The organism is Pseudomonas sp. LAP_36 (assembly GCF_019456785.1).
Taxonomy (GTDB): domain Bacteria; phylum Pseudomonadota; class Gammaproteobacteria; order Pseudomonadales; family Pseudomonadaceae; genus Aquipseudomonas; species Aquipseudomonas tritici.
In genome coordinates this window covers 843,216-867,246 of record NZ_JAHZMS010000001.1, presented here as the reverse complement: position 1 = coordinate 867,246, position 24,031 = coordinate 843,216, and the positions used below count along the sequence as shown (strand labels likewise).

The 24,031-nt window shown below is 61.7% G+C and carries 27 protein-coding genes; 10 read left to right on the top strand and 17 right to left on the bottom strand.

The annotated features are described in order from the left end of the window. Window positions 1-109: 109 nt before the first annotated feature. From JBO08_RS04095 to JBO08_RS04085, 3 genes are read right to left on the bottom strand one after another with little or no spacing between them, the layout of a single operon-like run. Window positions 110-1,018 (bottom strand): biotin-dependent carboxyltransferase family protein, encoded by a 909-nt coding sequence (locus tag JBO08_RS04095; protein ID WP_220074512.1) that lies wholly within the window; start codon window positions 1,016-1,018, stop codon window positions 110-112. Next, on the bottom strand, window positions 1,015-1,719 hold the full coding sequence (locus tag JBO08_RS04090) for an allophanate hydrolase subunit 1 (RefSeq protein ID WP_065874820.1): 705 nt from the start codon (window positions 1,717-1,719) through the stop codon (window positions 1,015-1,017). Before JBO08_RS04090 ends, JBO08_RS04095 begins: the two co-directional genes overlap by 4 nt. After that, window positions 1,716-2,456, bottom strand: coding sequence for a 5-oxoprolinase subunit PxpA (locus JBO08_RS04085; RefSeq protein WP_065874819.1), 741 nt, complete (start codon window positions 2,454-2,456; stop codon window positions 1,716-1,718). Before JBO08_RS04085 ends, JBO08_RS04090 begins: the two co-directional genes overlap by 4 nt. A gap of 175 nt (window positions 2,457-2,631) precedes the next feature. Here JBO08_RS04085 and JBO08_RS04080 point away from each other — a divergent pair, with 175 nt between their 5' ends. After that, window positions 2,632-3,552: a LysR family transcriptional regulator gene (locus JBO08_RS04080; RefSeq protein WP_065946153.1), complete on the top strand. Its 921-nt coding sequence runs from the start codon at window positions 2,632-2,634 to the stop codon at window positions 3,550-3,552. Between the two features lie 206 nt (window positions 3,553-3,758). Here the strand turns inward: JBO08_RS04080 and JBO08_RS04075 are convergent, their stop codons facing one another. Genes JBO08_RS04075 through JBO08_RS04065 form a run of 3 tightly spaced genes read right to left on the bottom strand, consistent with a single transcriptional unit; the run spans window position 3,759 to window position 5,647 of the window. Continuing rightward, window positions 3,759-4,301: a DUF2937 family protein gene (locus JBO08_RS04075; protein ID WP_049709451.1), complete on the bottom strand. Its 543-nt coding sequence runs from the start codon at window positions 4,299-4,301 to the stop codon at window positions 3,759-3,761. A gap of 11 nt (window positions 4,302-4,312) precedes the next feature. After that, the gene (locus JBO08_RS04070) at window positions 4,313-5,089 is read right to left on the bottom strand and encodes a class II glutamine amidotransferase (protein WP_220074513.1); all 777 of its coding nucleotides are present in this window, start codon (window positions 5,087-5,089) and stop codon (window positions 4,313-4,315) included. A 21-nt stretch (window positions 5,090-5,110) separates the two neighbouring features. Beyond that, window positions 5,111-5,647 carry an MFS transporter gene (locus tag JBO08_RS04065; protein WP_220074514.1) on the bottom strand — a complete coding sequence of 179 codons (537 nt, stop codon included), beginning with the start codon at window positions 5,645-5,647 and terminating at the stop codon, window positions 5,111-5,113. Window positions 5,648-5,671: 24 nt separating this feature from the next. Here JBO08_RS04065 and JBO08_RS04060 point away from each other — a divergent pair, with 24 nt between their 5' ends. Next, on the top strand, window positions 5,672-7,714 hold the full coding sequence (locus tag JBO08_RS04060) for a S9 family peptidase (RefSeq protein ID WP_065890384.1): 2,043 nt from the start codon (window positions 5,672-5,674) through the stop codon (window positions 7,712-7,714). A gap of 70 nt (window positions 7,715-7,784) precedes the next feature. After that, window positions 7,785-8,258: a cyclic nucleotide-binding domain-containing protein gene (locus tag JBO08_RS04055; protein ID WP_049709454.1), complete on the top strand. Its 474-nt coding sequence runs from the start codon at window positions 7,785-7,787 to the stop codon at window positions 8,256-8,258. On the opposite strand, the gene JBO08_RS04050 is transcribed toward JBO08_RS04055, so the two are convergent. Beyond that, window positions 8,255-8,533 carry a hypothetical protein gene (locus JBO08_RS04050; RefSeq protein ID WP_065874814.1) on the bottom strand — a complete coding sequence of 93 codons (279 nt, stop codon included), beginning with the start codon at window positions 8,531-8,533 and terminating at the stop codon, window positions 8,255-8,257. The genes JBO08_RS04055 and JBO08_RS04050 overlap by 4 nt on opposite strands. Before the next feature lie 78 nt (window positions 8,534-8,611). Here JBO08_RS04050 and JBO08_RS04045 point away from each other — a divergent pair, with 78 nt between their 5' ends. Next, window positions 8,612-9,298, top strand: a complete 687-nt coding sequence (locus JBO08_RS04045; protein ID WP_065874813.1) for a spermidine synthase — start codon at window positions 8,612-8,614, stop codon at window positions 9,296-9,298. Window positions 9,299-9,343: 45 nt separating this feature from the next. Here the strand turns inward: JBO08_RS04045 and JBO08_RS04040 are convergent, their stop codons facing one another. Beyond that, window positions 9,344-10,264: a ParB/Srx family N-terminal domain-containing protein gene (locus tag JBO08_RS04040; protein WP_065890382.1), complete on the bottom strand. Its 921-nt coding sequence runs from the start codon at window positions 10,262-10,264 to the stop codon at window positions 9,344-9,346. 98 nt (window positions 10,265-10,362) lie between these two features. On the opposite strand from JBO08_RS04040, the gene JBO08_RS04035 reads away from it, so the two are divergent. The 3 genes from JBO08_RS04035 to JBO08_RS04025 all read left to right on the top strand — a co-directional run bounded on the left by JBO08_RS04035 (window position 10,363) and on the right by JBO08_RS04025 (window position 11,784). Next, window positions 10,363-10,737, top strand: coding sequence for a YajD family HNH nuclease (locus JBO08_RS04035; RefSeq protein ID WP_003210675.1), 375 nt, complete (start codon window positions 10,363-10,365; stop codon window positions 10,735-10,737). A 169-nt stretch (window positions 10,738-10,906) separates the two neighbouring features. Further along, window positions 10,907-11,374, top strand: a complete 468-nt coding sequence (locus tag JBO08_RS04030) for an RNA methyltransferase (RefSeq protein ID WP_003189607.1) — start codon at window positions 10,907-10,909, stop codon at window positions 11,372-11,374. Window positions 11,375-11,442: 68 nt separating this feature from the next. Further along, on the top strand, window positions 11,443-11,784 hold the full coding sequence (locus tag JBO08_RS04025) for a DUF2892 domain-containing protein (RefSeq protein ID WP_065882142.1): 342 nt from the start codon (window positions 11,443-11,445) through the stop codon (window positions 11,782-11,784). A 120-nt stretch (window positions 11,785-11,904) separates the two neighbouring features. Here the strand turns inward: JBO08_RS04025 and JBO08_RS04020 are convergent, their stop codons facing one another. Beyond that, window positions 11,905-13,122, bottom strand: coding sequence for a hypothetical protein (locus JBO08_RS04020; RefSeq protein WP_220074515.1), 1,218 nt, complete (start codon window positions 13,120-13,122; stop codon window positions 11,905-11,907). 12 nt (window positions 13,123-13,134) lie between these two features. Then, entirely contained in the window at window positions 13,135-13,584 is a 450-nt protein-coding gene (locus JBO08_RS04015; RefSeq protein WP_065874809.1) for a YcgN family cysteine cluster protein, read from the bottom strand. 155 nt (window positions 13,585-13,739) lie between these two features. Here JBO08_RS04015 and JBO08_RS04010 point away from each other — a divergent pair, with 155 nt between their 5' ends. Continuing rightward, window positions 13,740-14,324 (top strand): nitroreductase family protein, encoded by a 585-nt coding sequence (locus JBO08_RS04010; protein WP_065882139.1) that lies wholly within the window; start codon window positions 13,740-13,742, stop codon window positions 14,322-14,324. 32 nt (window positions 14,325-14,356) lie between these two features. On the opposite strand, the gene JBO08_RS04005 is transcribed toward JBO08_RS04010, so the two are convergent. The 5 genes from JBO08_RS04005 to JBO08_RS03985 all read right to left on the bottom strand — a co-directional run bounded on the left by JBO08_RS04005 (window position 14,357) and on the right by JBO08_RS03985 (window position 19,012). After that, complete coding sequence (locus JBO08_RS04005; RefSeq protein ID WP_065874807.1) at window positions 14,357-15,289, bottom strand: D-2-hydroxyacid dehydrogenase; 933 nt, start codon at window positions 15,287-15,289, stop codon at window positions 14,357-14,359. A gap of 107 nt (window positions 15,290-15,396) precedes the next feature. Next, window positions 15,397-15,690 carry a YcgL domain-containing protein gene (locus JBO08_RS04000; protein ID WP_003189597.1) on the bottom strand — a complete coding sequence of 98 codons (294 nt, stop codon included), beginning with the start codon at window positions 15,688-15,690 and terminating at the stop codon, window positions 15,397-15,399. Then, window positions 15,687-16,820: a ribonuclease D gene (gene rnd, locus JBO08_RS03995; RefSeq protein ID WP_065874806.1), complete on the bottom strand. Its 1,134-nt coding sequence runs from the start codon at window positions 16,818-16,820 to the stop codon at window positions 15,687-15,689. The genes JBO08_RS04000 and rnd overlap by 4 nt, the downstream gene beginning before the upstream one ends. Before the next feature lie 122 nt (window positions 16,821-16,942). Then, on the bottom strand, window positions 16,943-17,539 hold the full coding sequence (locus JBO08_RS03990; RefSeq protein ID WP_065882137.1) for a class I SAM-dependent methyltransferase: 597 nt from the start codon (window positions 17,537-17,539) through the stop codon (window positions 16,943-16,945). A gap of 102 nt (window positions 17,540-17,641) precedes the next feature. Continuing rightward, entirely contained in the window at window positions 17,642-19,012 is a 1,371-nt protein-coding gene (locus JBO08_RS03985) for a glutamine synthetase family protein (protein ID WP_220074516.1), read from the bottom strand. Window positions 19,013-19,354: 342 nt separating this feature from the next. On the opposite strand from JBO08_RS03985, the gene JBO08_RS03980 reads away from it, so the two are divergent. Both JBO08_RS03980 and JBO08_RS03975 read left to right on the top strand, forming a co-directional pair. Further along, the gene (locus JBO08_RS03980; RefSeq protein WP_065874803.1) at window positions 19,355-20,125 is read left to right on the top strand and encodes a transporter substrate-binding domain-containing protein; all 771 of its coding nucleotides are present in this window, start codon (window positions 19,355-19,357) and stop codon (window positions 20,123-20,125) included. A gap of 40 nt (window positions 20,126-20,165) precedes the next feature. Next, window positions 20,166-21,005: a cache domain-containing protein gene (locus JBO08_RS03975; protein ID WP_065882132.1), complete on the top strand. Its 840-nt coding sequence runs from the start codon at window positions 20,166-20,168 to the stop codon at window positions 21,003-21,005. Between the two features lie 130 nt (window positions 21,006-21,135). Here the strand turns inward: JBO08_RS03975 and JBO08_RS03970 are convergent, their stop codons facing one another. Together JBO08_RS03970 and pobA are read right to left on the bottom strand one after the other, a co-directional pair. Then, entirely contained in the window at window positions 21,136-22,653 is a 1,518-nt protein-coding gene (locus tag JBO08_RS03970) for an MDR family MFS transporter (RefSeq protein WP_065874801.1), read from the bottom strand. A gap of 65 nt (window positions 22,654-22,718) precedes the next feature. Further along, window positions 22,719-23,903, bottom strand: a complete 1,185-nt coding sequence (gene pobA, locus JBO08_RS03965) for a 4-hydroxybenzoate 3-monooxygenase (RefSeq protein WP_175403049.1) — start codon at window positions 23,901-23,903, stop codon at window positions 22,719-22,721. Window positions 23,904-24,031: the final 128 nt, after the last annotated feature.

The following is a 24,031-nucleotide window of genomic DNA, read 5'->3' as shown; positions in this document are numbered from 1 at the left end:
CAAATGTGGGAGCGGGCTTGCTCGCGAATGCGGTATGTCAGTCAGCAGTTTCGGCGACTGAGACACCGCATTCGCGAGCAAGCCCGCTCCCACATTTTGGATTGCGGCGTTATCTAAATCGGCGCAAAAAGTCGATGTGCTGCCGATGCGCCGTCTCCTGCACGACCGGCGCCAACCTCACCTTCTCCCCCGGCAAACACTGCGCCAGCCGCGCCAGCGACAGCGGCGTCAACGCCCCCAGGCGCGGATACCCCCCAATCGTCTGCCGATCATTAAGCAACACAATCGGCTGCCCATCCGGCGGCACCTGGATCGCCCCCAGCGGAATCCCCTCGGAAATCAGCGACGGCCCTTGATACTGCAACGGCGTGCCCAGCAAGCGCATGCCCATGCGGTCAGCACGACTGTCGAGGGCCCATTCGGTGTTGAACGCGTCGAACAGGCTTTGGCCGCTGAACTGGCCGATCTGCGCGCCGACAATCACGTCCAGCGGTTTACCGGATGGCACCTCCGGGGCACTCAGCACCTTCATTGCACCGCCTGTACCGGAATAGGCCAAGCGCCCGCCTTCGGCCAGCGCCTTGCCAAAACCGTCTACCCCGCCCAATTCCTCGCGCACAACGGTGGCGCAGCTGCCGAGCACATCCGGCGCATCAAACCCGCCCGGTGCTGCCAAGTACGCCCGCGCCCCACTGAAGGGCTGGGTGAAGCGCAAACGCTGGCCCTTTTGCAGGATAAAACTGCGGCCGGGGCTGATAGCGCGCTCGTCGACATACGCGCCCAGGTCCGCACCGGCCAGAGCCAGCAGGCAATAATCCTCGGCTTGCACGGTAAAGCCGCCGAGGGTGATTTCCACCACTGGCGCGTCCAGTGCGTTGCCCAGCAGCCAGTTGGCCCAGGACATCGACACCCAATCCAGCGCGCCGCCCTGGGTCACGCCCAAGTGGCGCACGCCAAAGCGACCGGCGTCCTGCAGCAGGCACAGCGGCGTGCTGGCCTCGATGATCAAGCGGCTCATGCCTGCGCCTCCAACGGCGTGTCATCGCCACCTAATTTGATGAATTGGGCGTGATCGACCGGTTCAAAACGTACGGTGTCGCCCGGCTGCATCAGGCTGTAGCCGTCGCGATCGCGGTCGAACAGCTTGGCCGGGGTGCGGCCGATCAGGTTCCAGCCGCCCGGGGATACCACCGGGTAGGCGGCAGTTTGCCGTTCGGCGATGCCCACGCTGCCGGCTGCCACGCGCTTGCGCGGGGTGCTGAGGCGTGGCGTGGCGAGGATTTCATCCACCAGCCCCATAAAGGCAAAGCCAGGCGCGAAGCCAAGGGCGAACACCTGATATTCGTGGGCGCTGTGGCGGCGGATCACGTCGTCGATGGCCAGCCCGCTGCGCTGGCTGAGCAAGGTCAATTCCGGGCCGACGCTCAGGTCGTACCACACCGGCAGCACGTGGCGCTGGCCGCCGCCCTGGGCTTGCGGTTGCAGGTCGGTGAGGGCGTGAGTGATCAGCTCCCGTGCCTGGGCTGGGCTCAATGCGCAGAGGTCGTAATGCACCATCAAGGTGGTGTAGGACGGCACCAGGTCCACCAGTGCCGCGCCAAAAGCGCTGCGCAGGCGCTGCGTAGCCGCGAGCATCCACGGCATATTGGCTTCGGCGATCACATCGAACAGACGCACCATCAGGCCGTCAATGGCCACCACTTCAATCCGTGGCTTCATGCTGGTTTCAACGCCTCGCGGATGCGCTGTACCGCCGCGACCGAACTGGCGTTGTCGCCGTGCACGCACAGGGTATTGGCCTGTAAGACCAGCGGGCTGCCGTCGCTGGCGGTGAGTGCTTCGCCACGGGAAATGGTCAGGGCCTGCTGCACGATGGTCTCTGAATCGTGGTGCACCGCGCCGGGCAACTGGCGGGACACCAGATGGCCATTGTTGTCGTACGCTCGGTCGGCGAAGGCTTCGAACCACAGGGTCACCCCATATTCGTTACCCAACGCCTGGGCCACGCTGTTGTCGCGAGTGGCCAGCAGCATCAGCGGCAGCTCGCCATAAGCGGCGACGGCCTGGATCACGGCGCGCAACTGCACAGGGTTGGCCATCATGTCGTTGTACATCGCGCCGTGGGGTTTGACGTAGCTGACCCGCCCGCCTTGCGCCCGGCAGATACCTTCAAGGGCGCCGATCTGATAATGCAACAGGTCCTGGATTTCCTGCGGCGTGTAAGCCATGGAGCGACGGCCGAAGCCTTGCAGGTCCTGGTAGGCCGGGTGCGCGCCGATTTGCACGCCGTGCTTGAGCGCCAGGCTGACGGTTTTGCGCATGATGCTCGGGTCGCCGGCATGAAAGCCGCACGCCACGTTGGCGCAATCAATGAACGGCATGACCTCGGCGTCCAGACCCATGGTCCAGTTGCCGAAGCTTTCGCCAATATCGCAATTCAGTAGCAAGCGGCTCACGGTAGGTGCTCCTGTAGGCTTTGTTTTTTTGTAGTGTGGGATTTTTTACGCAGAACTCGCAACTTGTCCTGACACCCCAACGGCGCTTATCGTGGAATAGCTCGATTTTTGGCGCTGGCCCGGTGCGGCGTCCAACTAATAAAAACCGATCCATGCATAAGAAAAAGTTGATCCCATGAATTTGAAGTTCCTCGAAACCTTCGTCTGGGTGGCCAAGCTCAAGAGCTTCCGCCTGACCGCCGAGAAGTTGTTCACCACCCAGGCCTCGATCTCAAGCCGCATTGCCGTGCTGGAAAGCGAGCTGGGGGTGAAGTTGTTTCTGCGCGACTCTCGCGGCGTGAGCCTGACCCCGGAAGGCTTGAAGGTACTCGATTATGCCGAGCAGATGATGGTGACGATGCAGGGGTTGAAGCAATCCCTGGAGACCACCAGCAGCAAGGTCGGGCGCATCCGCATCGGCGCCATGGACACGGTGATCCACACGTGGCTCAGCCCGCTGGTGGCGGAACTGATGGACCATTTCCCATTGGTAGAAATCGAATTGGTCGCCGATACCGCGCTGAACCTCAGCGATCAGCTGCAAAAAGGCTTTCTCGACCTGATCCTGCAAACCGACCTGCTGCGCCTCGAAACCGTACGCAGCCTGGAGCTTGCCAGCCACCCCATGGCCTGGATCGTCGCCAGCCAGTCGATCTACAACCGGGATTACGCCTCCCTCGCCGAACTGGCCCAGGAGCGCATCATCACCTACTCGAAAAATTCCCACCCGCACCAGGACGTCATCAGCCTGATGCAGGCCAACGGCGTGGCCGCGCCGCGGATGAACTGCGTGAACTCGGTGTCGGCGATTACCCGCTTGCTGCGCGATGGCTTTGGGATTGGCGCGTTGCCGCCGGTGCTGGTCAGCGAAGAGCTGGCGCGCGGGGAATTGGTGATGTTGCCGATGGCGCAGCGCTTGCCGAACTTGCAGGTGGTGGTGTCGTGGCGCGTGGGGGTGGAGTTGGTGGAGGAGATTGTGGGGTTGTGTCAGAAAGTCGTTGCCCGCTATGCCGGGGAAATCGGCGAGGAGCGGATGGTGCTGGCTCAACTCGATTAAAACTGTGGGAGCTGGCTTGCCTGCGATAGCCATCGGTATCTACACATTCTAAATGTGATATCGCGTAGCAGCTGTCGAGCCTTGGCGAGGCTGCGTTTGCGGTCTGTTTGATACACCGCTGACGCAGCCTCGCCAAGCTCGACAGCTGCTACGCAGAGACTCGCTATACCTCTGCGGCCAGCTCCCACATTTGACCGCGTCGGTCTTTAGAGGCCTTTGAGGTCACGCTCTTCAATCGGCCGGCTCTGGCGCAGGCGCTTGCCGCCCAACACCACCCAGTCGATCAGGCGGAACAGGCATTCGATGCCAAACGACAACAGCATCGCCCCGCCCAACCCCCAGCCCATGGCTTCGGGGGTCAGCAGGATCTGGTAGCTGTAGCCATTCCAGGTTTCCTGGCGAATATCCGGGTCCGCCGCCACCGCCACTTGCAGGGCGCGAATGTACCAAGGCCCTTGCATCGCCTGGAACTGCTTGTCCAACGCCACTTGGCGGTCAAGCATGGCGCCCAGGCTGTTGGCGTCGCTCTGGAACACAGGATCATCGCTGGCGCGGTAATGCGCCACCAACGCCTGCAAGTCACCGTTGAAGAACTGCCGCGCGGTGGTTTCGAACCCGCTCAGGCCGGTCTGGGCCTCGATCAGGTGAGCCTCGACGCGCTTGGCGTAGTCGTTGATAAACCCGGGCACTTGCACGCCGACCAACAGGCCGATGGCAAACAGCACCAACCGCAGATAACTGAGCAACATGGTCGATATCCTTACTCGGTGATGCCCTGGCTGACGCATTCACCGCGTCGCCACAGGCTCCATTGGCCCGGTTCGTAACGGGTCCAGTTTTCGTTGTCGGTCAAAGGCTCGGTGGCGATCACGGTGACGACATCATTGGGTGTGGTTTCGGCCTGAAAATCGACGATCACGTCGACATCTTTCAAGCGCGCCGGCCCAAAAGGTGCGCGGCGGGTAATCTGCGCCAATTTGGTCGAGCAGTAGCAAAACAGCCAGTCGCCATCGCTGAGCAGGCCGTTGAACACACCTTTGCTGCGGTACTCGGAACAGGCGGCAATCAGGTCCGGCAAGACTTTCTCAATCTCCACCGGCTCAGGAAAGGCTTCGCGCACGCGATTGAGCAAATCGCAGAACGCCGCTTCGCTGTCGGTATCGCCCACCGGGCGGTAGAACGTGGCGCGGGGATTGAAGTCTGCCAGCTGGCCGTTATGCGCGAAGCACCAGTTGCGCCCCCACAGTTCGCGCACGAACGGATGGGTATTGGCCAGGCTGACCTTGCCGACGTTGGCCTGGCGAATATGGCCAATCACCACTTCACTTTTGATCGGGTAACGCTGCACCAGCAACGCGACTTCCGACTCACTGCTCGCGGCCGGGTCCTGGAACAAGCGCAGGCCACGCCCTTCATAAAACGCAATGCCCCAACCGTCGCGGTGCGGGCCGGTGCGCCCACCGCGCTGCATCAGCCCGGTAAAGCTGAACACGATGTCGGTGGGGACGTTGGCACTCATGCCCAATAATTCACACATGCCAGGGCTCTCGCTACAACGTTAAAGGCGCGGTTCGACCCGCATACCGCTCACAGGCGCAGGACGGCGGAAAGGCACGTCATCGTCACCGCTTTCAGGTTCAGCGGCCAGTGCCGCATCGGCGGCGGCCTTGCGCTCACGGCGGGCGTTGGCGGCGTGCTCGATGGGCCAGCGGATCAATACGATCACGAGGTACACGCCAAAGGCGATCATGGTGTACATGAACAAATCGGAAATGGCCCGCCAGGCGTTGTTGCCGACCTTGAGCACCAGGTCCAGGGCGGTAATGGCCACGGCCGGCGCGAACTGGGTCTTGACCGGATCGACGATGGTCGGGCTGAACAGCAGCACCGCCATCAGCAGTTGCAACGGCTCGCGCAGCCAGCGCCAGATCCAGCGGGTCATGCGCCACCACACCAACAGGCAGCCCAAGGCAGCGAAGGCGTAAAGGCCCCAAGCGGTCAGATAGTCGTTCTCGGTCATGGTGTCCATGGCAAGGTTGGCAAACAGGCGGCTATGATAACGGCTTTTGCGTGTCGCGGCTGCAATGCCTGCCACCGTCTGCCAGATAGAGAATAATCCATGCCTATGTCGACACCCCCGATTGCCCGCAAGGCCCAAGGCCCAGATCCGTACGCCTGGCTGCAAACGCGTGACAGCGCTGAGGTGCTCGATTACCTCAAGGCCGAAAACGCCTGGCAGGAAGCCCAGCTCGCCGACCAGCAGGCGCTGCGCGAGAGCCTGTTCGAGGAGATCAAGGGGCGCATTCTTGAGACTGACCTGTCGCTGCCCTCGCCCTGGGGACCGTATCTGTACTACACCCGCACCACCGCCGGTGACGAATACGCCCGCCACTACCGCTGCCGCCGCCCGGACGACGACAGCAACCAAGTGGATGACAGCAGCGAAGAATTGCTGCTCGACCCGAACGTACTGGCCAATGGCGGCTTCTTCTCCCTTGGCGCGTTCAGCATCAGCCCCGACCACCAGCGCCTGGCCTACAGTCTCGATACCAGCGGTGAAGAGGTCTACACCCTGTACGTGAAGGAATTGGCCAGTGGCAAGGTCAGTGAACTGGAGTTCCAGGACTGCGACGGCAGCATGACCTGGGCCAATGACAGCCTGACCCTGTTCTTCGGCGAATTGGACGACACCCACCGTCCGCACAAGCTCTACCGCTATCGCCTGGATGGCACGGCGGCGCAGGAAGTGTTCCATGAGCCGGACGGGCGTTTCTTCCTGCATTGCTACCGTTCCAGCTCCGAGCGCCAGTTGCTGCTGGCGCTGGGCAGCAAGACCACCAGCGAAATCTGGGCGCTGGACGCCGACCAGCCGCAGCTGGACTTTACCTGCCTGGCGCCACGGGTCGAAGACCATGAATACGATGTCGACCACGGTCAGTTGAATGGCGCGTGGACCTGGTTTATCCGCAGCAACCGTGATGGCATCAACTACGCATTGTTCGTGGCGACCGACATTGGCGACGTCCCGACCGAGGCAGAGTGGCAAAACCTGATCCCCCACAGCGATGACGTCATGCTCGACGGCGTGAGCCTGAATGCCCGCGCCATGACCCTGAGCCTGCGCATAGGTGGGCTGCCCGTGATCGAAGTTCACCCGCAAGGCGTGCCAGCTTATCGAGTGGAATTGCCCGACGCCGCCTACAGCCTCTACGTTCAAAACAGCCTGGAATTTGTCAGCGATAAGATACGCCTGCGCTATGAGGCGCTTAACCGCCCGGCCCAGGTTCGCCAGCTGGAACTGGCTAACGGCGCACAGCAGGTGCTCAAGGAAACCCCGGTGCTTGGCGTGTTCAATGCCGACGATTACGTCAGCCAGCGCCTGTGGGCGACTTCGGCGGACGGCACACAGGTGCCGATCAGCCTGGTGGTCAAGCGCGACCAGTTGGGCAAGCCGGTGCCGCTGTACCTGTACGGCTATGGCGCCTACGGTTCGAGCCTCGACCCGTGGTTTTCCCACGCACGCCTGAGCCTGCTCGACCGTGGCGTGGCCTTCGCCATTGCGCATGTGCGCGGCGGCGGTGAGCTGGGCGAGGCCTGGTACCGCAATGGCAAGCAGGAGCACAAGCAGAACACCTTCAGCGACTTTATCGCCTGCGCCGAACACTTGATCGCCAAGGGCCTGACCACCTCCAAACAACTGGCGATCAGCGGCGGCAGTGCCGGCGGCCTGTTGATCGGCGCCGTGCTTAACCAGCGTCCGGCGCTGTTCCAGGCGGCGATTGCCGAAGTGCCTTTCGTCGACGTGCTTAACACCATGCTCGACCCGGAATTGCCGTTGACCATCACCGAGTACGACGAGTGGGGCAACCCGCAAGAGCCCGAGGTGTATGCGCGCATCAAGGCCTATGCGCCGTACGAAAACGTCAGCGCACAAGCCTACCCGGCCATGCTGGTGATCGCCGGCTACAACGACAGTCGCGTGCAGTATTGGGAAGCGGCCAAGTGGGTGGCCAAGCTGCGCGACACCAAGACGGACGACAACCTGTTGCTGCTCAAGACCGAATTGGGCGCCGGCCATGGTGGCATGAGCGGTCGTTACCAGGGATTACGTGACGTAGCACTCGAATATGGCTTTGTGTTCAAGGCACTGGGGCTGGTTTAAGGAACTTAGGGCGGCGGTTCTGTCTGAACACAGGACCGCCCTACATGATTGATGGATCAATACTGCAGCCATGACACTACCCACGCTTCTCAACGACGAAATCCGCGACATGCTCATGGACTGCGGCCTGTTCGACCCGCTATTGCCGGAAGATTTTCATGTCGCCGCCGGCTACTTCAATATCAGCAGCATTGCCCGTGACGAAGCGATTTTCCTAGAGGGCGACGCCGGCACTTTCATGTGCATCATCCACAGCGGCCAGGTGGCGGTGCAAAAAACCAACAGCGACGGCCAACGCCTGACCATCGCTACCCTGCGCAGTGGCCGGGCCTTTGGTGAAATGGCGGTGCTTGATGGCGAGCGGCGCTCCGCCAGTTGCGTGGCGGCCAGTGACTGCGTGCTGCTCAACCTGGGCAAGGACGCCCTGGAAAAGATGCTCAACGAAACCCCCAGGGTTGCCGCCAAGATCATCCGCGCGATTGCCATCGCCCTGTCCAAGCGCCTGCGCATGGCCGATGGGCAATTGTTATCGCAGCAGTTTTAACCGCCGGGCGTCTTCGGTTTGCTGTCGTTTTGCTGCAGTCCAGGCACCGTCTGGTCCTTCGGCGGCGTCGGCAGCACGATAGGCGCCAAGGGCGGCGAGCCGTTGGTCTTGGGCACGGCCGGCGGGGTGACTTGCGGGTACAGCGTCGGCGTCGGGGTGCCCGGCGCACCTGGCGTAGGGGCCGGCGCGATCGGTACGGTTTGCAACTCTTGAGCCTGCGCTGTACCGGATGCGAGCGCGCTCAACACAATGACCGTTAGAATGCTGCACTTCATCGATGGCTCCATGGCCTGACCGGAATGTCACAAGGCTACTCCCAACCGCGCAAGAATGCCCTTCCCAATGAGATTTCCATGAAACGTTTCGTTCTGCTCGACACCACCCCGATCCCCGACAACGGCGGTGCCTTGTGCCTGTTCGAATACGGTGAAGATTTTGTCATCAAGATCCAGGGCGGTGACGGCGGCCAGTTGATGAACACACGTATGCACGGTTCCGAAGATGCCCTGGCGGAAATTCCCTGCCGCAAGGTCGCCGGGCGCCCGGATTCGCGGGTGTTGATCGGCGGGTTGGGCATGGGGTTTACCCTGGCTTCAGCCCTGAAGCACCTGGGCAAGACCGCCGAAGTGGTGGTTGCAGAGTTGGTGCCGGGCGTCGTGGAATGGAACCGTGGGCCGCTGGGAGAAAAATCCGGCCGCCCGCTACTGGACCCGCGCACAGTGATCCGTATGGAAGATGTGGCCAAGGTGCTGCAAGTCGAGCCCCAGGGCTTTGACGCGATCATGCTGGACGTCGACAACGGCCCCGAAGGCCTCACGCAAAAAGCCAACAGCTGGCTGTACTCCGCCGGTGGCCTGGCCGCCTGCGCCAAGGCCCTGCGCCCCAAAGGCGTGCTGGCCGTATGGTCGGCCAGCGCTGACAAGCTGTTCAGCGACAAACTGCGCAAGGCCGGTTTCAAGGCCGAGGAAGTGCAGGTGTTTGCCCATGGCAACAAGGGCACGCGGCACACCATCTGGATTGCGGAGAAGCTCAAGAGTTGAGCCGCGATTGTCAGGACACCAAAGATCCCACATTTTTGATCGGCGTCAGTTTTGGGAATTGCGGTAATCGATCACGTACGGCACTTTTTTGTCGACGGTTTTTTCCAGCTCATCCCGATCCAGTTTCGGCATGCCACCCAGCTGATGGGCGGTAAAACCGCTATCCCCGACCTGCGACCCCGGCGCCAGGCTGACCATCCGCTTAGCAACGGCCTCAATGGCGTCCTTGTAGCCGCCCTTCTTGTTCAGATTGAAGGCACTCAAGTCAATCTGCGTACGTAACCAGTTGCCCCAGTAAAACTCCAGGAACTCCGGCGCGATCTCCCCAGCCTCCGGCTTGCCATAGGCCGCCTTGCGGGTGAAATACACCAGGCTGCGGAAGGTGTCGTCCTGCAGGTTTTTGAAGCCCAGGTGCGCGGGCAACTGCTCGGGCGGCAGCGTCTGGCCCCTGTTGTCCTTGAGCCAGACTTTGCGCGCTGCTTCCATACGCTGCCAGAAGCTCGCCAAAGTCGGGCTGCTGCTAAAGTCGTCGGTCACCTTGACCCACATCTTCAACCGAGGGCCACCGCCGGGCACTTCCCATAAAGTGGTGAAGCTGTGGTGACCGTCGGTCAGGTACAGCTGGCCAGCGGGGCCGACCACCACGGTTTTCATGTCCTCGGGATGAGTGCCCACCGGGTCCTTGCAGGTGAAACTGGAGGGTTTGTGCAGTTCTGCGTCCTTGGGCACTTTGTCAGCTTCGCCTTGGCCGTTGGTTTCGCAGTACTCATCGAAGGCCTTGGCGGGTTTGTCGGCGAACAGCCCAAGGCTGTAATAGACCTGGTCGAAGCCCACCACGGCCTGGGTCGGGTGCAATTGTTCGAGTGCAACCTCGATCACTTGGCCGGGCTTTGGCGTGGAGAACGCTTGGGCCTGGGCAACCACCCCACACAGCAACAACGCAACAGTCCATGATTGCAGACGCATGATGTTCAGCTCCTTATCGATAAAGTGAAGCGGTCATTTACAACGCAAGCGGCTAGAATCAACCTTATCCGTGAACCACCCAATAGCCAGGAGCCATGATGAGCTCGACCAACCCGCCCTCCCACACCGCCAAGCTGGATCGTATCCTCGCCGATGCCCAGCGCGACCGGGAAATGGGCTATCGCGACAAAGCCTTGAAGATGTACCCCCACGTGTGCGGCCGCTGCGCCCGTGAGTTCGCCGGCAAACGCCTGAGTGAGCTGACCGTACACCACCGCAACCACAATCATGATGACAATCCCCAGGACGGTTCCAACTGGGAGTTGCTCTGCCTGTATTGCCACGACAACGAACACTCGCGCTACACCGACCAGCAGTACTTCGGCGAAGGCTCCACCAGCAGCCCGACGATTGCCAAGGCGACGCATAACCCGTTTGCGGCGTTGGCTGGCCTTATGAAGAAAGACGACTGAAGATCTTCTTTGCCTGGTCTGGCCTCTTCGCGAGCAAGCCCGCTCCCACATTTTGAAGGTGTTCACAAATCAAAATGTGGGAGCGGGCTTGCTCGCGAAGGCGATCGCCCAAGCAATGCATCACTTCCAGGCCGTATAATCGCCGTTTTCCTCCAAGGCACCCTTCCCCGTGGGCAATAAACGCTACAGCTGCATCGGTCTGTATAACCCCAAATCCCCCGAAAACGTCGGCTCGGTCATGCGTGCCGCCGGCTGCTACGGCGTGGCCTCGGTGTTCTACACCGGCGTGCGCTACGAGCGCGCCCGGGATTTCATTACCGACACCAAGAAAGTCCACCATGACATTCCGCTGATCGGCATTGATGACCTGAAAAAGATCCTGCCCCTGGGCTGCATCCCCGTCGCCGTGGAGCTGGTGGAAGGCGCTCGCCCGTTGCCTGAATACACCCACCCCGACCGCGCGTTGTACATCTTCGGACCGGAAGACGGCTCCCTCGACAAAGAGATCCGCGACTGGTGCGAAGACGTGGTCTACATCCCGACCACCGGCTGCATGAACCTCGCCGCCACCGTCAACGTGGTGCTCTACGATCGACTGGCCAAGGGCAACAACACCCGTTCGGGCCCCAAGTACTGATTTTTTCGGAACATCCGGTAAGTGCCAGCAGTCAGCTACATATCACTAGCCAACGTTGGAGACAGATCATGAGCGACAGCAAAACCTTGCGACCTATCATCGAACACACCCCGTTTGAAACGCAGCCGCAGCAAAACGTGCACGGTTGGGAACGCATCGGCTCGGTGGCGGGTGGCGTGATGATGGTGGGCAAAGGCCTGCGCCGTGGCGGGATTTTCGGCTTGATCCAAGTGGCGATCGGCGGTGTGGCGCTGGCGCGTGGGTTCACCGGGCACAGTTCGCTCAAGGACAAACTTGCACAGGGCCGCCAGGAAATGAACACGGTACGTGCGAAGATCGAGCGGGCCGGGGAAGAGTTGCAGAACTTGAAGACCAAAGCGGAAGTGGCGGCTGAAAAAGCAACCAAGTAGTCCAGCCGAACTCGGTTAAATGTGGGAGCGGGCTTGCCCGCGATAGCAGTGTGTCAGGTTGCTGGTTCAGTAGCTGATAGACCGCTATCGCAGGCAAGCCAGCTCCCACAATGATTTGCGTCAACGCAATAATTTGCTGTCCAGCACCACTGAGGGCTCGCCAATAATGCTCTCAGCCAGCTTTACAAACTCCGCCGTGGTGATGCTGTCTGCCCGCATCACCGCCTGAGCCAGGTCATCCAGCGACCGTTTGTTGTGGGTCTTCACCCGAATCTCGCGATCCAACTCGTGCAACACCACCACCGCCCGTGCCACCGTCGCGCCGCTGGCGTGCTCGCCGCGCAGGCTGGTCACGTCCTTGCCTTCCTTCGCCAGGCGCGCCTGGATGGCCTCATACCGCTCATCAGTAATGCCTCCGGCTCGGCGCAGCAGTTCAATTGCGTAATACTCGCCCAAACCCTCGCTGACCCAGTCACTGGTGTCGTGATCGTTGAAGCGCCCAATCGCCTGCACCACTTCACGGATCAACGCGCTGCTGCCGTTTTCGCCGACCAGCGGCGTGCGGCTATTGAGGTAGATCGAGTCGCGTGCCGCAAACGCACCACGGCGCATCGGGTCACTGGCGCCCACCACCAACAGCTTGGCCGGATGGCGCGGGAATGCTGCTTCCACCTGCGGCCAGACAAAAGTCAGCAACGTCAGCACATCCATGCGCCGCATGGCCTGGCCCTTGGGCGAGGCCACGGTGACTTCCGTCTCGCCCAGGCGTACGCGACGGCTGCCGAGGGTACCGGCGAGCATCCAGCCGGTGGGCCGGTCGAACAGGCGGGAGACGTTATCAATGCGGAATTTGTTCTTGCCGATACGCGGCCATACGGTCTCGACGCTTTTCCAGCCTGCCGGCAGTTCGAACACCAGCCGGGAGACCAACTCGACACCGTCTTGCTGGTCGAGCCGCGCCGGGGGCACTAGGTCTTCGCCGCGAAACAGCGCCCAGCTCGGCGTCATGCGCGCTTCATAGATGCCGGGCTTGCGCGCGTGGGTGAGGCGCACGCGGTAGGTCAGGCTGGCCTTGTTGGCGCTGGGTTGCCACAGGCCACGGTGCTCAGTGATGCTCCACTGGCCATCGGCCTTGAAGTCGCTGTAGTCACCGTCGTGGCCGAGGTCAAAGTTCAGGCTGCGCACCGCCGAGCCCTGTGACAGGTTTACGCGCACCTCGGCCTGATCGCTCTGGGGCAGGAGTTTGACGTGATAATCCAAGTCGATTTTCTTCGCGCTCCACGCTGGCATGCTCAGTGCCAGCAGTACCAGGCTCACCCCCAGCCGCCCCCCCTTCATACACACTCCTTTTTAGCCCGCACGGAAAATCAGGTAATCCTCCCAGTCGTCCTCGGGCACGCTGCCTTCGCTGAGCATGCGCCCGGACTGGGAAATGCGTTCTTGGTGCACAGCATCACGGTCGCCGCAGACCAAGTGGTGCCACAGTGGCAGGTCCTTGCGTTCGCTGACCAGACGATAGCCGCAGGTCGGCGGCAGCCATTTGAACTGATCCGCCTGGCCGGGGGTGAGCTGGATGCAGTCCGGCACCGACGCACGGCGGTTGGGGTAGTCGGTGCACTGGCAGGTGTTCAGGTCCAGCAGTTTACAGGCGATACGCGTGTAATAGACGCTGTTGTCGTCTTCGTCCTCGAGCTTTTGCAGGCAGCACAGGCCACAGCCGTCGCACAACGACTCCCACTCCTCCTGGTCGAGGTGTTCAAGGGTTTTGCGTATCCAGAAAGGTTCGACTTTGGCGGCCATGGCTCTACATCAGTATCGGTAAGGTGAAAAGGCCGCCAGTCTAGTGCCCACGGCCCCTGGGGCCAAGCGCTTACGACTGGCGGTGTAACACCACTTGTCAGTCTAGTGGGCGCGAAGTAACTTTGAACGCCGAATTGACGATCAGGAACTGCTCCATGACACGTGTTGCCGACTATCCGATCCATAACCAGTTCACCGACCGCTGGTCACCCCGCGCCTTCACCGGCGAAACCATCTCCCAGGAAACCCTGCTGAGTTTCTTTGAAGCCGCACGCTGGGCGCCGTCCGCCTACAACTCACAGCCATGGCGTTTTCTTTACGCGCGCCGCGACACGCCGGACTGGGAGCGTTTCCTGGGTTTGCTGAATGAATTCAACCGTGGCTGGGCGCAACACGCGTCGGCCCTGGTGATCATCGCGTCGAAAACCGAATTCACCGCCCCGGGCGCCACCGAAGAAACCCCGGCGCTGTGGCACACCTTCGACACGGGTTCGGCCTGGGGCCACCTGGCGTTGCAAGCCAGCCTCAGCGGCTGGCACACCCACGGCATGGCCGGCTTCGATCAGGAGCTGACCCGCAAAGAGCTGAAGATTCCAGACGGTTATGCGCTGCATGCCGCCGTGGCGATTGGCAAGCTGGGTGACAAGTCGACCTTGCCGGAATACCTGCAAGGCCGTGAAGTGCCAAGCCCGCGCCGGCCGTTGAGCGAGCTGGTGTCGGAAGGTGATTTCAGCCTCTAAACCTGGCCGAGATCCCCTGTGGGAGCGTTGTGTCAGTAACCGCGGTCGAAATCCACTTCGCCGCGCAGCGCTTCCTTGGCCTGGTACGCGCGCAGGTTCTGTAGGAACAACTCCACCATCAATTGCGGCGAAGTCGGCGCCGAGCTGTGACCCGTCAACAACAACCCCCAGGCGGTCCAGAACGGATGACGCTGCGGCAGCGGCTCCTGACGGCAGACATCGATGACTGCGCCCGCCAAATGCCCTTCCTTCAAGGCCTCGACCAAGTCAGCATCCACCACCGCCACACCGCGCCCGACGTTGATAAACAACCCCGTCGGCTTGAATTGCTTGAACAGCGCTGCGTCGTACACATCATGGGTGTTCGGCGTGTTGGGCAGCAGGTTGATCACGTAGTCCACCTCCCCCACCAGCCGGCCCAGTTGGTCGAGCCCAGCCACTTCGAGAAACGGTGCCTGCTCACGCGCTTCGCTTGCGATGCCATACAGCTTCACGCCAAACGGCACGAGGAACCCGGCAACGCTCTGGCCGATATCGCCGGTGCCGACGATCAACGCCTTGCGCCCCGCCAGGCTCTGGCCCAAGCGGTTGTCCCACTTGCGCTCGACCTGGCTGACCAGGCGCGCCAACACTTCGCGCTCGTGGCCGAGCATATAGGTGAGGATAAATTCAGCCATGACCTGGCCAAAGATGCCGACCGCGCGGGTCAGGCGGTAGTCGCGCGGCAAGCCTTCAGCCAGCAGCGGCGTAATGCCGGCCCAGGTCGACTGCAGCCATTGCGGGTGATGGCCCTGGCGCAACAACGTCGCCAGCAGGTCGGGCTGGCCCAGCCATACCGGGCAATCGGCGGCCAGGCGCGACAGTTCGGCGGAGTCGCCGCTGGTCAGCACCTCAAGGTCCGGGGCCAGGTCACCCAGCAATCGGGCGTAGAGCGGGTGATCCTGTTCAGCAATCAGAACACGCATGGTTCAAACCTTTCAAAAACAATACGGACGGCCGCCCGCATCCTTACGGCCACCGCCCACTTATACGATTCCATTGAAGACTGTGCCCTGAACAGGGCACTCACCGATCACATCGGGTCGTTACGGCGCAACAGCTCTTCGGGCAAGTGTTCGATGTACTCGTCCTCGGCTGGCGGCATTTGCAGGTGGTAACCCTGCTTGTCGAGGTTTTCCAGGACCACGGCGATGTCCTCACGGGACAGTTTGCGCTCCGGCGTCAGCACCATGTCAAACGCGTGATGCGCCTTGCCGAAGGCTTCCATCAACGGTTCAGGCACGCGCTCCAAGGCATCACTTTTCAGCACGTAGAGGTACATCCCGTCTTTTTTCTTGCTGCGATAGATGGAGCAAATACGTTTCAAGGCTGTTCTCCGGCAGTGGCCAGGCTGTCGAGCAGCGCCTGGCCCATCAACTCGCGGCGCCAGCCACGCAGCGAGTCTGGCAATTTATAAGGCCCATTGGGGTAGCCACTTTTGACCAAGGCCTCGAGGGTTTTCTTGCGCAGCATCAGTTCCGGTGCCATGTCCAGGCGCTCGGCGAACGTTTGGCCCAAGGCGCGCAGTTGCTTGATCAACGCAGCGGCATCCACCGGCAAAGGCTCGGCAACGGCGGGTGGCCATTGGTCCATCGGCACGCTGCCGGCACGTTTGATCAGGTCGAGCAGGAACTGGCCGTCCTGACGTACGGTGCGCGGGTGCATGTCTTCGATCTTGCCCAGGGCGGCGAGGTTATCCGGCTGGGATTTGGCCAGGGGCCACAACGAGTGTTCGCGGATGATGCGGTTGCGCGGCAGGTCACGGGCGCGGGCTTGCTGCTCGCGCCAGGCACACAGCTCACGCAGCACGGCGAGTTGGGCACGTGAGAGTTTCCACGCCAGCTTGGCGTCGCGGTACACCTCGTACGGGTCGACTTCGCGGCGCAGGTTGGCGACCAATTCGGCACCATCGTCCAACACCCAGGCGTATTTATCGTCGGACAGCTGCGGACGCAGGCGGATGTACACCTCGGCCAAGTGCAGCGCGTCTTCGGCGGCGTAGCTGATCTGCGTCTCGGACAACGGCCGCTGCAGCCAGTCCGAACGGGTCTCGCCCTTGGGCAGTTCGATATCCAGCACGGCTTGCACCAGGCGCGAATAGCCCATGGAGAAGCCAAGATTCAGATAAGCGGCAGCCAATTGGGTATCGAACAACGGCACCGGCAGGCTGCCGGTCAGGCGCAGCAACACTTCCAGGTCTTCGCTGCAAGCGTGCACCACCTTGATCACCGCCGGGTTTTCCAGCAGGGCGGCCAACGGTTGCCAGTTGTCGATGGTCAGGGGGTCGATCAGGTAAGCGCGCACGCCATCACCGATCTGGATCAGCCCGGCAATGGGATAAAAGGTGTCGACCCGCATGAATTCGGTGTCGAGGGCGACGAATGGCAACTGCTGCCATTCGGCGCAATGCTGGCCGAGGCTATCGTTGTCGCAGATCCAGTGAATATCGATGGCCACACGGCTCTCCCTTGAAGAATGGCGCGCAGTATATATCGCGAAAGGGACTTGCGAGCATCCGCAGTGCAGAGGCGACCATGAAAACTCAGACAAGACTTGAAGAATAGTCCGACAGGCGGGACTTATCCTCTCTTACGCAGTACGTAGACCCGCCACAGGCTTGAGCCTGGCATGAATTCCTGATGATTCAGGACCTTGAAGCCGGCCTGCCGAAACTCGTCCTCTACGGCGGTACGAGAATTGACAGAAACGATCACGGTGTCGCGGCTGACCCGGTGAAACTCGCGCAATAACGCCAAGCGCCCTTCGCTGCTGGGGACATGGCGAAACAACTCCAGGCAGAAAATGCAATCCACTGCATTCGCCGACAAACCGATGGAAAAAGCCGAGCCCTGAAACGTCTTGACTCTCTTGAGCAAGGACGCCGGGTGGTGACTGCGTGCGTGGTCGAGCATGTCCTGGGAATTGTCCGATGCCAGGATCACCCGGTTGACGTGTTCGGCCAACACCGGCCAGAAACGCCCGGAACCGCAGGCCAGATCGAGCACCAGCCCCGGTTCACCGGCGACTTTCAACGCCTGGCGCACCAGCCACTCGTCGCGCCACGACGCCAGGCGCCGCCGCAGTCCCGGCGGGCGCGTATCGCCGCAGACCCGAGCGTGCTCACGGTCACAGCGCTCGGCGTATTCGATCTCGATGGAGGATGGTGGTGACGGCATCGCGGGCTCATGTCAGTAGAACGGTAGTGAACGACCTTGATTGGCAGCTTAAACAGCAGAACGTGAAAAAAAGGTCGAAGCCACCACTGCCCTGTCACCGGCTCACGCCTGATGCAAATACCAGCGCCAATCCTGCTCCCCTACCTCGCCCATGAACTGGCGATACTCAGCGCGTTTTACCGCCAGGTACACGCCGAGGAATTCACTGCCAAATGCCTCCCGCGCCCAGCTTGAACCTTCCAGTGCGCGCAGCGTGGTAAGCCAGTCGGTCGGCAGCAGTTCCTTGGCCTGGGCGTAACCGTTGCCTTCCACCGGAGCGCCGGGGTCGCGCTGTTCACGGATGCCACGGTGAATGCCGGCCAGGATGGCGGCAGCCGCCAGGTAAGGGTTGGCGTCGGCGCCGCAGATGCGGTGTTCGATATGCCGGGAGTTGGCCGGGCCGCCGGGCACGCGCAGGCTGACGGTGCGGTTGTCCACGCCCCAGGTGGCGGCCAGCGGCGCGTAGCTGTTGGTTTGGAAGCGACGGTAAGAGTTGGCATTGGGGCAGAACAGCAACAGCGAATCGAGCAAGGTGCTGAGCATGCCACCCACCGCCTGGCGCAGCAGCGGCGTGCCGTCAGTGGCTTCGCTGGCGAACAGGTTATTGCCCGCGGCGTCCGCCAGGCTCACGTGCATGTGCATGCCAGTGCCGGCCAGGTCATCGAACGGCTTGGCCATAAAGCAGGCGGTCATCCCGTGTTTGTGCGCCACGCCCTTCACCAGCCGTTTATAGCGCACCGCTTCATCCATGGCTTGCAGGGCATCGGTACGGTGTTCCAGGGTGATTTCCACCTGGCCGGGGGCGTATTCGGAAATCGCCGTGCGCGCAGGAATGCCTTGCAGCTTGCAGGCGCTGTAGAGGTCGGCGAGGAACGGCTCGATCTGTTCCAGCTCGCGCAGGCCGTAGACCTGGGTCGAACGCGGGCGCCCGCCATCCACATCCCGCGCCGGTTGTGGCCGGCCATTGCTGTCGGGTTTCTGGTCGAGCAGGTAAAACTCCAACTCCGCCGCCATCACGGGGTAATAACCATCGGCCTTGAGCCCGTCGATCACTTTCGCCAGCAAATGCCGGGGATCAGCCACGGTGGCGGGCAGACCTTCGGTGGGGTGCATGCTGACCTGCACCGCCGCCGTCGGGATCAGCCGCCACGGCATGCGCTGCAAACTGCCGCTGATCGGGTAGGCGCGGCAGTCGATATCGCCCACCTCCCATACCAGCCCGGAGTTTTCCACGTCGTCGCCATTGATGGTCAGGCCCAGGATAGTGCTGGGCAAGGGCCGGCCGCTCTCGTACACCGCCAGCAGTTCATCGCGGTGCAGCAACTTGCCGCGTGGCACCCCATTGTTGTCGAGGATAAACAGCTCGAACAGTTCGATGTCCGGGTTGTGTTCGAGGTAAGACTGGGCTTCGTTCAGGCAGGCAAAAACACTCATGGGCATTCTCATACGTGTGTGTAAAGCAGACGCGCAGGTGCACGCCATCCAAGGGATGGATCAACGTAGGAATGAAGTATCTGGTGGGCGGGCGTGACGGCAGTGGAACAGGGCCCAGAACGCGAGATCGGACGGCAGTGTCGCGGGGTGGGTGTCGAGAGAGCCGTCCATGCAGATCACAGTGCTGAAGATAGCGGCCAGCCTCACACGCCTGCATAGGTGGGTAAATCCAGGGTTGATGGAGTTTGGTTGCGACTTGGCTAAACATTCGCAGCGCCTTGCCACCCCGCCCAACGCTGGAAATAATGACCGCCCAAGACCATGCCCCAAGGACTCGACCGCATGAAAGCTCTTTTTGCCCTGTGTGTATTAAGCGTGGCCACCAGCGTCCTGGCCGACGCCGCCCCTTCGCGCCTGGACCAGGTGCTCCAACGCGGCACGCTCAGCGTCTGCACCACCGGCGACTACAAGCCCTACACCTCCCTGCGCGCCGATGGCAGCTACGAAGGCATCGACATCGCCATGGCCGAGTCCCTGGCCAAGAGCCTCAACGCCAACATCCAGTGGGTGCCCACCACTTGGAAAACCCTGATGCCGGACTTCCTCGCCCAACGCTGCGACATTGCCGTGGGCGGCATTTCAGTGTCGCTGGAGCGCCAGAAAAAAGCCTTCTTCAGCCAAGCCCTCGGCGTCGACGGAAAGATCCCGCTGGTGCGCTGCGCCGATGTGCAGCGTTACCAGACCGTCGAGCAGATCAACCAACCGCAGGTCCGCGTGATCGAGCCCGCCGGCGGCACCAACGAAGTATTCGCCCGCGCCCACTTGGGCCAGGCGCAAATCCGCTTGCATGACAACGTGACCATCTTCGACGAACTGCTGGCGGGCAAGGCCGACGTGATGATCACCGACGCCAGCGAAGCGCGTTACCAGCAAAAGCTCAAGCCAGGGCTGTGCGCGGTCAACCCTGAGCGGCAGATGCAGTACAGCGAAAAAGCCTTCATGCTGCCCCGCGATGATGTGGCGTGGAAAAGCTATGTCGACCAATGGTTGCACCTGAGCGTGGCCACCGGGGTGTATGACGGCATCGTCAGTCAATGGCTGGCGGCGCCCTGAGCTACGCTCTTGTCACATCAATAAGAACGAGGGATGGGTTATGACGCGATTGCTTCGAATCACCTGGCTGCTGCTGTTGTGTTTCAGCCAGGTGCATGCCGCGACGGCTCAGGATGAGGATGCGCAGGCGGCCAAGGCGCTGCTGGAGAAAGCCGTGGCCTACTACCAGAGCAACGGCGACAAGGCCTTTGCCGCGTTCAGTCGCCAGGGGGAGTTTATTGAGCAGGATCGCTATGTGTTCGTGGTCGATACCCAGGGCGTGCTGCTGGCCAGTGGCGGGCCCTCCTCCGCCTTGATCGGCCGCGATGTATCCGAAGTACTGGGACCGGATCTGCGCCAGTCATTTAAAGACGCGCTGAAGGTGCCGGAAGGCCAGGGCATCCAGCAGGCCGATTACCGCTGGCAGAACTGGAACGATGGCAAGGTCGAGCACAAGCACGTGTTCTACCAGCGCGTGGGCGAACGCATCCTGGCGGTGGGTTATTACTTGCCACGGGCCACACCGGAACAGGCGCGGGCCCTGCGCAACAAGGCGGTGAACGCATTGCTCAAGGATGAGTCGGGCACGCTCAAGGCGATCAACTCCTTGCAAGGCGGCTTCTTGCAGGATGACCTCTACGTGTTTGTCGTCGACCTCAATACCCGACGCTACGTGGCCCACGGCACCACCCTGCGGCTGATCAACACCGACTTCGGCAAGATCAAGGACCCCGACGGCAAGCCGGTGGGCGAACCGATCCTCAAGCTGATGGCCGAGCAGGACCAGGGCGAATACAAATACCGCTGGAAAAACCCGGTGACCGGCAAGGTCGAGAACAAGCATGCGTATGTGCGCAAGGCCGGGCATTTCATGGTGGCGGTGGGTTACTACAGCCCCTGAAGCTGGAGCGCGGTCAAAACTGTGGGAGCGGGCTTGCTCGCGAATGCGGTGTGTCAGTTACAGATGCTTCAACTGAACCACCGCATTCGCGAGCAAGCCCGCTCCCACAGTTTGATCTTCACAGGGTCAGTTAGCGCGCTTTGTCTTCGCGGCCGCGCAGCACCCGGTTGGGCATCGCAATCGCCGCCGCCAAGCCCAACAACGACACCGCCGCACTCACCATCAGCAAATGCCGGAACGTCACCGCCAATTCCCCGCGCAAGGCGTCCTGCGCCGGGCCGGGTGCGGCGTTGAGGCCGTCAAGCAACACGTTACCGGAGCTGCCTTCAACGGCCAGCGCGCCGCTGGCCAGGTGGGCGAAGCTGGAATCCTGCAACAGCGCCAGCAACAGCGCCGACATACACGCCACCCCCACTGCCCCGCCGAGGGAACGGAACAGGTTGGTGGTGCTGGTGGCGACGCCGATATCGCGTTGTTCCACCGAGTTCTGCGTGCCCACCAGCGAGGTGGGAAATTGCATGCCGGCCGCGATCCCGCACAGCAGCATAAACACGGCTGTCAGCCACACCGCCTGAGGCGCGCTCAAGGCCATGCCGAAAATCGCAAAGGGGCTCAACAGCGCGCCGCTGAGGATCATCGGTTTATAACGCCCGGTCACCGAGGTCATGCGCCCGGCAAAATAGGCGCCCATCGGCAAACCCATTGCCAGCGGCAGCAGGTGCAAGGCCGCGCTGTCGGCACCCGAGCCGGTCACCGTCTGATAACGCAGCGGCATCAGCACCGTCAGGGAAATCGCCTGGAAGCTGGTGAAGAAAATCGTGCACCAGCACAACACCGCGCTGCGGTTGGCGAACAAATGCATCGGCAACAACGGCTCCCGCGCACGGCGTTCGTGCCAGACAAACAGGCTCAACGCCAGCAGCGCACACGCCAGCAGGCCCAGCACTTCATTGTCACGCCAATGATGGCCCTGGCCGATTTCGGTGATGCCCAGCAGCAACGCCGTCAGGCCGACGATCATCAGCACGGTGCCGAGGTAATCGATGATCGGCTTGCGCTGCGGCACCGGCAGCCCCACCAGGGTGCGGTGGGCCACGTACCAGGCGCCGGCGCCCAATGGCAGGTTGATCAAAAATACCCAGCGCCACGACAAGTACTCGGTCATGTAGCCGCCGAGCACCGGCCCGGCCACGCTGGCCACCGCGTACATACTGCTGAAATAGCCTTGGTAGCGTCCGCGTTCACGGGGCGGGATGATGTCGCCAATGATCGCCTGGCTCACCGAAATCATGCCGCCGGCGCCGATGCCCTGAAGGATCCGCGCCAGCACCAGTTGCTCCATGCTTTGCGCCATGCCGCAGAACAGCGAGGCCAGGGTGAACAGGCCCATGCCGATCAGCATCATCGGCCGGCGCCCATACAGGTCGCCGAGCTTGCCGTAGATCGGCACGGCCACAGTCATCGCCACCATGTAGCCGGAAATCACCCAAGCCAGCAGGTTGACGTCGTGGAACTGTGCGGAGATGGCGGGCATCGACACGGCGACAATGGTCTGGTCCAGTGCACCCAGGAAGATCGCCATCATCAGTGAGGCGAGGATACTGCGCACAGCGGGAAGCGGCGGAGCGGGCTGATTGAGGTGCGTCACGGCAAGACCTTCGAGCAGAGCCCGCGAGAAAGTCGGCCCGCGGGAATGCTCGATACGATAGCAGGCTATTCGATAGCTTCGTAAGGAAGTCCGACGTAATTTTCTGCGATGGTTTTGCGCCCCGCCTCGGAGTGGATGAAGTACTCAAGTTCACTCTCAGCAATGCGCTGGCTGAAACCGTCCGCCTCGGGAAATTGATGCAACATCGAGGTCATCCACCAGGAAAACCGCTCAGCCTTCCACACCCGCCGCAGGCAGATGGCGGAATAGCGTTCCAGCAAATCCACGCGCCCCTCGCCGTAGACCTTGAGCAGAATCCGATACAGGGTGCTCACGTCACTCGCCGCCAGGTTCAAGCCCTTGGCGCCGGTGGGCGGCACGATATGCGCCGCGTCGCCCAGCAGGAACAGGCGGCCGTACTGCATCGGTTCCACCACGAAACTGCGCAGAGGCGCGATGCTTTTTTCGATCGACGGACCGGTCACCAGGTTCTCGGCGAGGTGGCTGGGCAGGCGGGTTTTCAGCTCGTCCCAGAAACGTGCGTCAGGCCATTCATCAATAGGTTCTTCCAGCGGCACTTGCAGGTAATAGCGGCTTCGGGTCGACGAACGCATGCTGCACAAGGCAAAGCCGCGCGCGTGCTTGGCGTAGACCAGCTCAGCGTGCACGGGCGGCGTGTCGGCCAGGATACCCAACCAGCCGAAGGGGTAGACCCGTTCGAAGACCTTGATCGATTCGGCCGGGATCGATTGGCGCGCAACGCCGTGGTAGCCGTCGCAACCGGCAATGTAGTCACACTCCAGGCGAAACGCCTCACCCTGGTGCTCAAACGTCAGCCAGGGTCGATCACTTTTAAGGCCGTGGGGCTGCACGTTATGGGCTTCATAAAACGTGGTGGCGCCAGCGGCGGCACGCGCGGCCATCAGGTCGCGGGTGACTTCGGTCTGGCCGTAGATCATCACCGACTGGCCGCCGGTCAAGCCCTTGAGGTCGATATGGGTGAGCTGGCCGTTCAGCGCCAGCTCGAATCCGTCATGCACCAGGCCTTCGCTGTCCATTCGCTGGCTGACGCCGGCCTGCCTCAACAGGTCGACCATGCCTTGCTCCAGCACCCCGGCACGAATGCGCCCTTGCACGTAATCGGCGCTCTGGCGCTCTAGGATAAGGGTCTCGATACCCGCATTGTGCAGCAGTTGACCGAGCAGCAGTCCAGAGGGACCGGCGCCGATGATGGCGACTTGGGTTTTCAGCGTTTTCATTATTTTTATGGCCCGCAAATTCCACCCGAACAGACAGGGTGAAAGAGTTGTCATTGGTCTTGTTGCTGACATTTTTCACTTGAGCGAGCAGCATAAGAAGGTGAAAACTGAGCCAAAGC

Excerpts from the sequence above, each read along its gene's own strand:
- JBO08_RS04080 (WP_065946153.1), top strand. The coding sequence starts at position 2,632 with ATGAATTTGAAGTTCCTCGAAACCTTCGTCTGGGTGGCCAAGCTCAAG.
- JBO08_RS04070 (WP_220074513.1), bottom strand. The coding sequence starts at position 5,089 with ATGTGTGAATTATTGGGCATGAGTGCCAACGTCCCCACCGACATCGTG.
- JBO08_RS04015 (WP_065874809.1), bottom strand. The coding sequence starts at position 13,584 with ATGGCCGCCAAAGTCGAACCTTTCTGGATACGCAAAACCCTTGAACAC.
- JBO08_RS04045 (WP_065874813.1), top strand. The coding sequence starts at position 8,612 with ATGAAACGTTTCGTTCTGCTCGACACCACCCCGATCCCCGACAACGGC.
- JBO08_RS04035 (WP_003210675.1), top strand. The coding sequence starts at position 10,363 with ATGAGCTCGACCAACCCGCCCTCCCACACCGCCAAGCTGGATCGTATC.
- JBO08_RS04075 (WP_049709451.1), bottom strand. The coding sequence starts at position 4,301 with ATGTTGCTCAGTTATCTGCGGTTGGTGCTGTTTGCCATCGGCCTGTTG.
- JBO08_RS04055 (WP_049709454.1), top strand. The coding sequence starts at position 7,785 with ATGACACTACCCACGCTTCTCAACGACGAAATCCGCGACATGCTCATG.
- JBO08_RS03990 (WP_065882137.1), bottom strand. The coding sequence starts at position 17,539 with ATGCCGTCACCACCATCCTCCATCGAGATCGAATACGCCGAGCGCTGT.
- JBO08_RS04020 (WP_220074515.1), bottom strand. The coding sequence starts at position 13,122 with ATGAAGGGGGGGCGGCTGGGGGTGAGCCTGGTACTGCTGGCACTGAGC.
- JBO08_RS04025 (WP_065882142.1), top strand. The coding sequence starts at position 11,443 with ATGAGCGACAGCAAAACCTTGCGACCTATCATCGAACACACCCCGTTT.
- JBO08_RS04090 (WP_065874820.1), bottom strand. The coding sequence starts at position 1,719 with ATGAAGCCACGGATTGAAGTGGTGGCCATTGACGGCCTGATGGTGCGT.
- JBO08_RS04005 (WP_065874807.1), bottom strand. The coding sequence starts at position 15,289 with ATGCGTGTTCTGATTGCTGAACAGGATCACCCGCTCTACGCCCGATTG.
- JBO08_RS03975 (WP_065882132.1), top strand. The coding sequence starts at position 20,166 with ATGACGCGATTGCTTCGAATCACCTGGCTGCTGCTGTTGTGTTTCAGC.
- JBO08_RS04060 (WP_065890384.1), top strand. The coding sequence starts at position 5,672 with ATGCCTATGTCGACACCCCCGATTGCCCGCAAGGCCCAAGGCCCAGAT.
- JBO08_RS04050 (WP_065874814.1), bottom strand. The coding sequence starts at position 8,533 with ATGAAGTGCAGCATTCTAACGGTCATTGTGTTGAGCGCGCTCGCATCC.
- JBO08_RS04040 (WP_065890382.1), bottom strand. The coding sequence starts at position 10,264 with ATGCGTCTGCAATCATGGACTGTTGCGTTGTTGCTGTGTGGGGTGGTT.
- JBO08_RS04010 (WP_065882139.1), top strand. The coding sequence starts at position 13,740 with ATGACACGTGTTGCCGACTATCCGATCCATAACCAGTTCACCGACCGC.
- JBO08_RS03985 (WP_220074516.1), bottom strand. The coding sequence starts at position 19,012 with ATGAGTGTTTTTGCCTGCCTGAACGAAGCCCAGTCTTACCTCGAACAC.
- JBO08_RS04095 (WP_220074512.1), bottom strand. The coding sequence starts at position 1,018 with ATGAGCCGCTTGATCATCGAGGCCAGCACGCCGCTGTGCCTGCTGCAG.
- JBO08_RS03980 (WP_065874803.1), top strand. The coding sequence starts at position 19,355 with ATGAAAGCTCTTTTTGCCCTGTGTGTATTAAGCGTGGCCACCAGCGTC.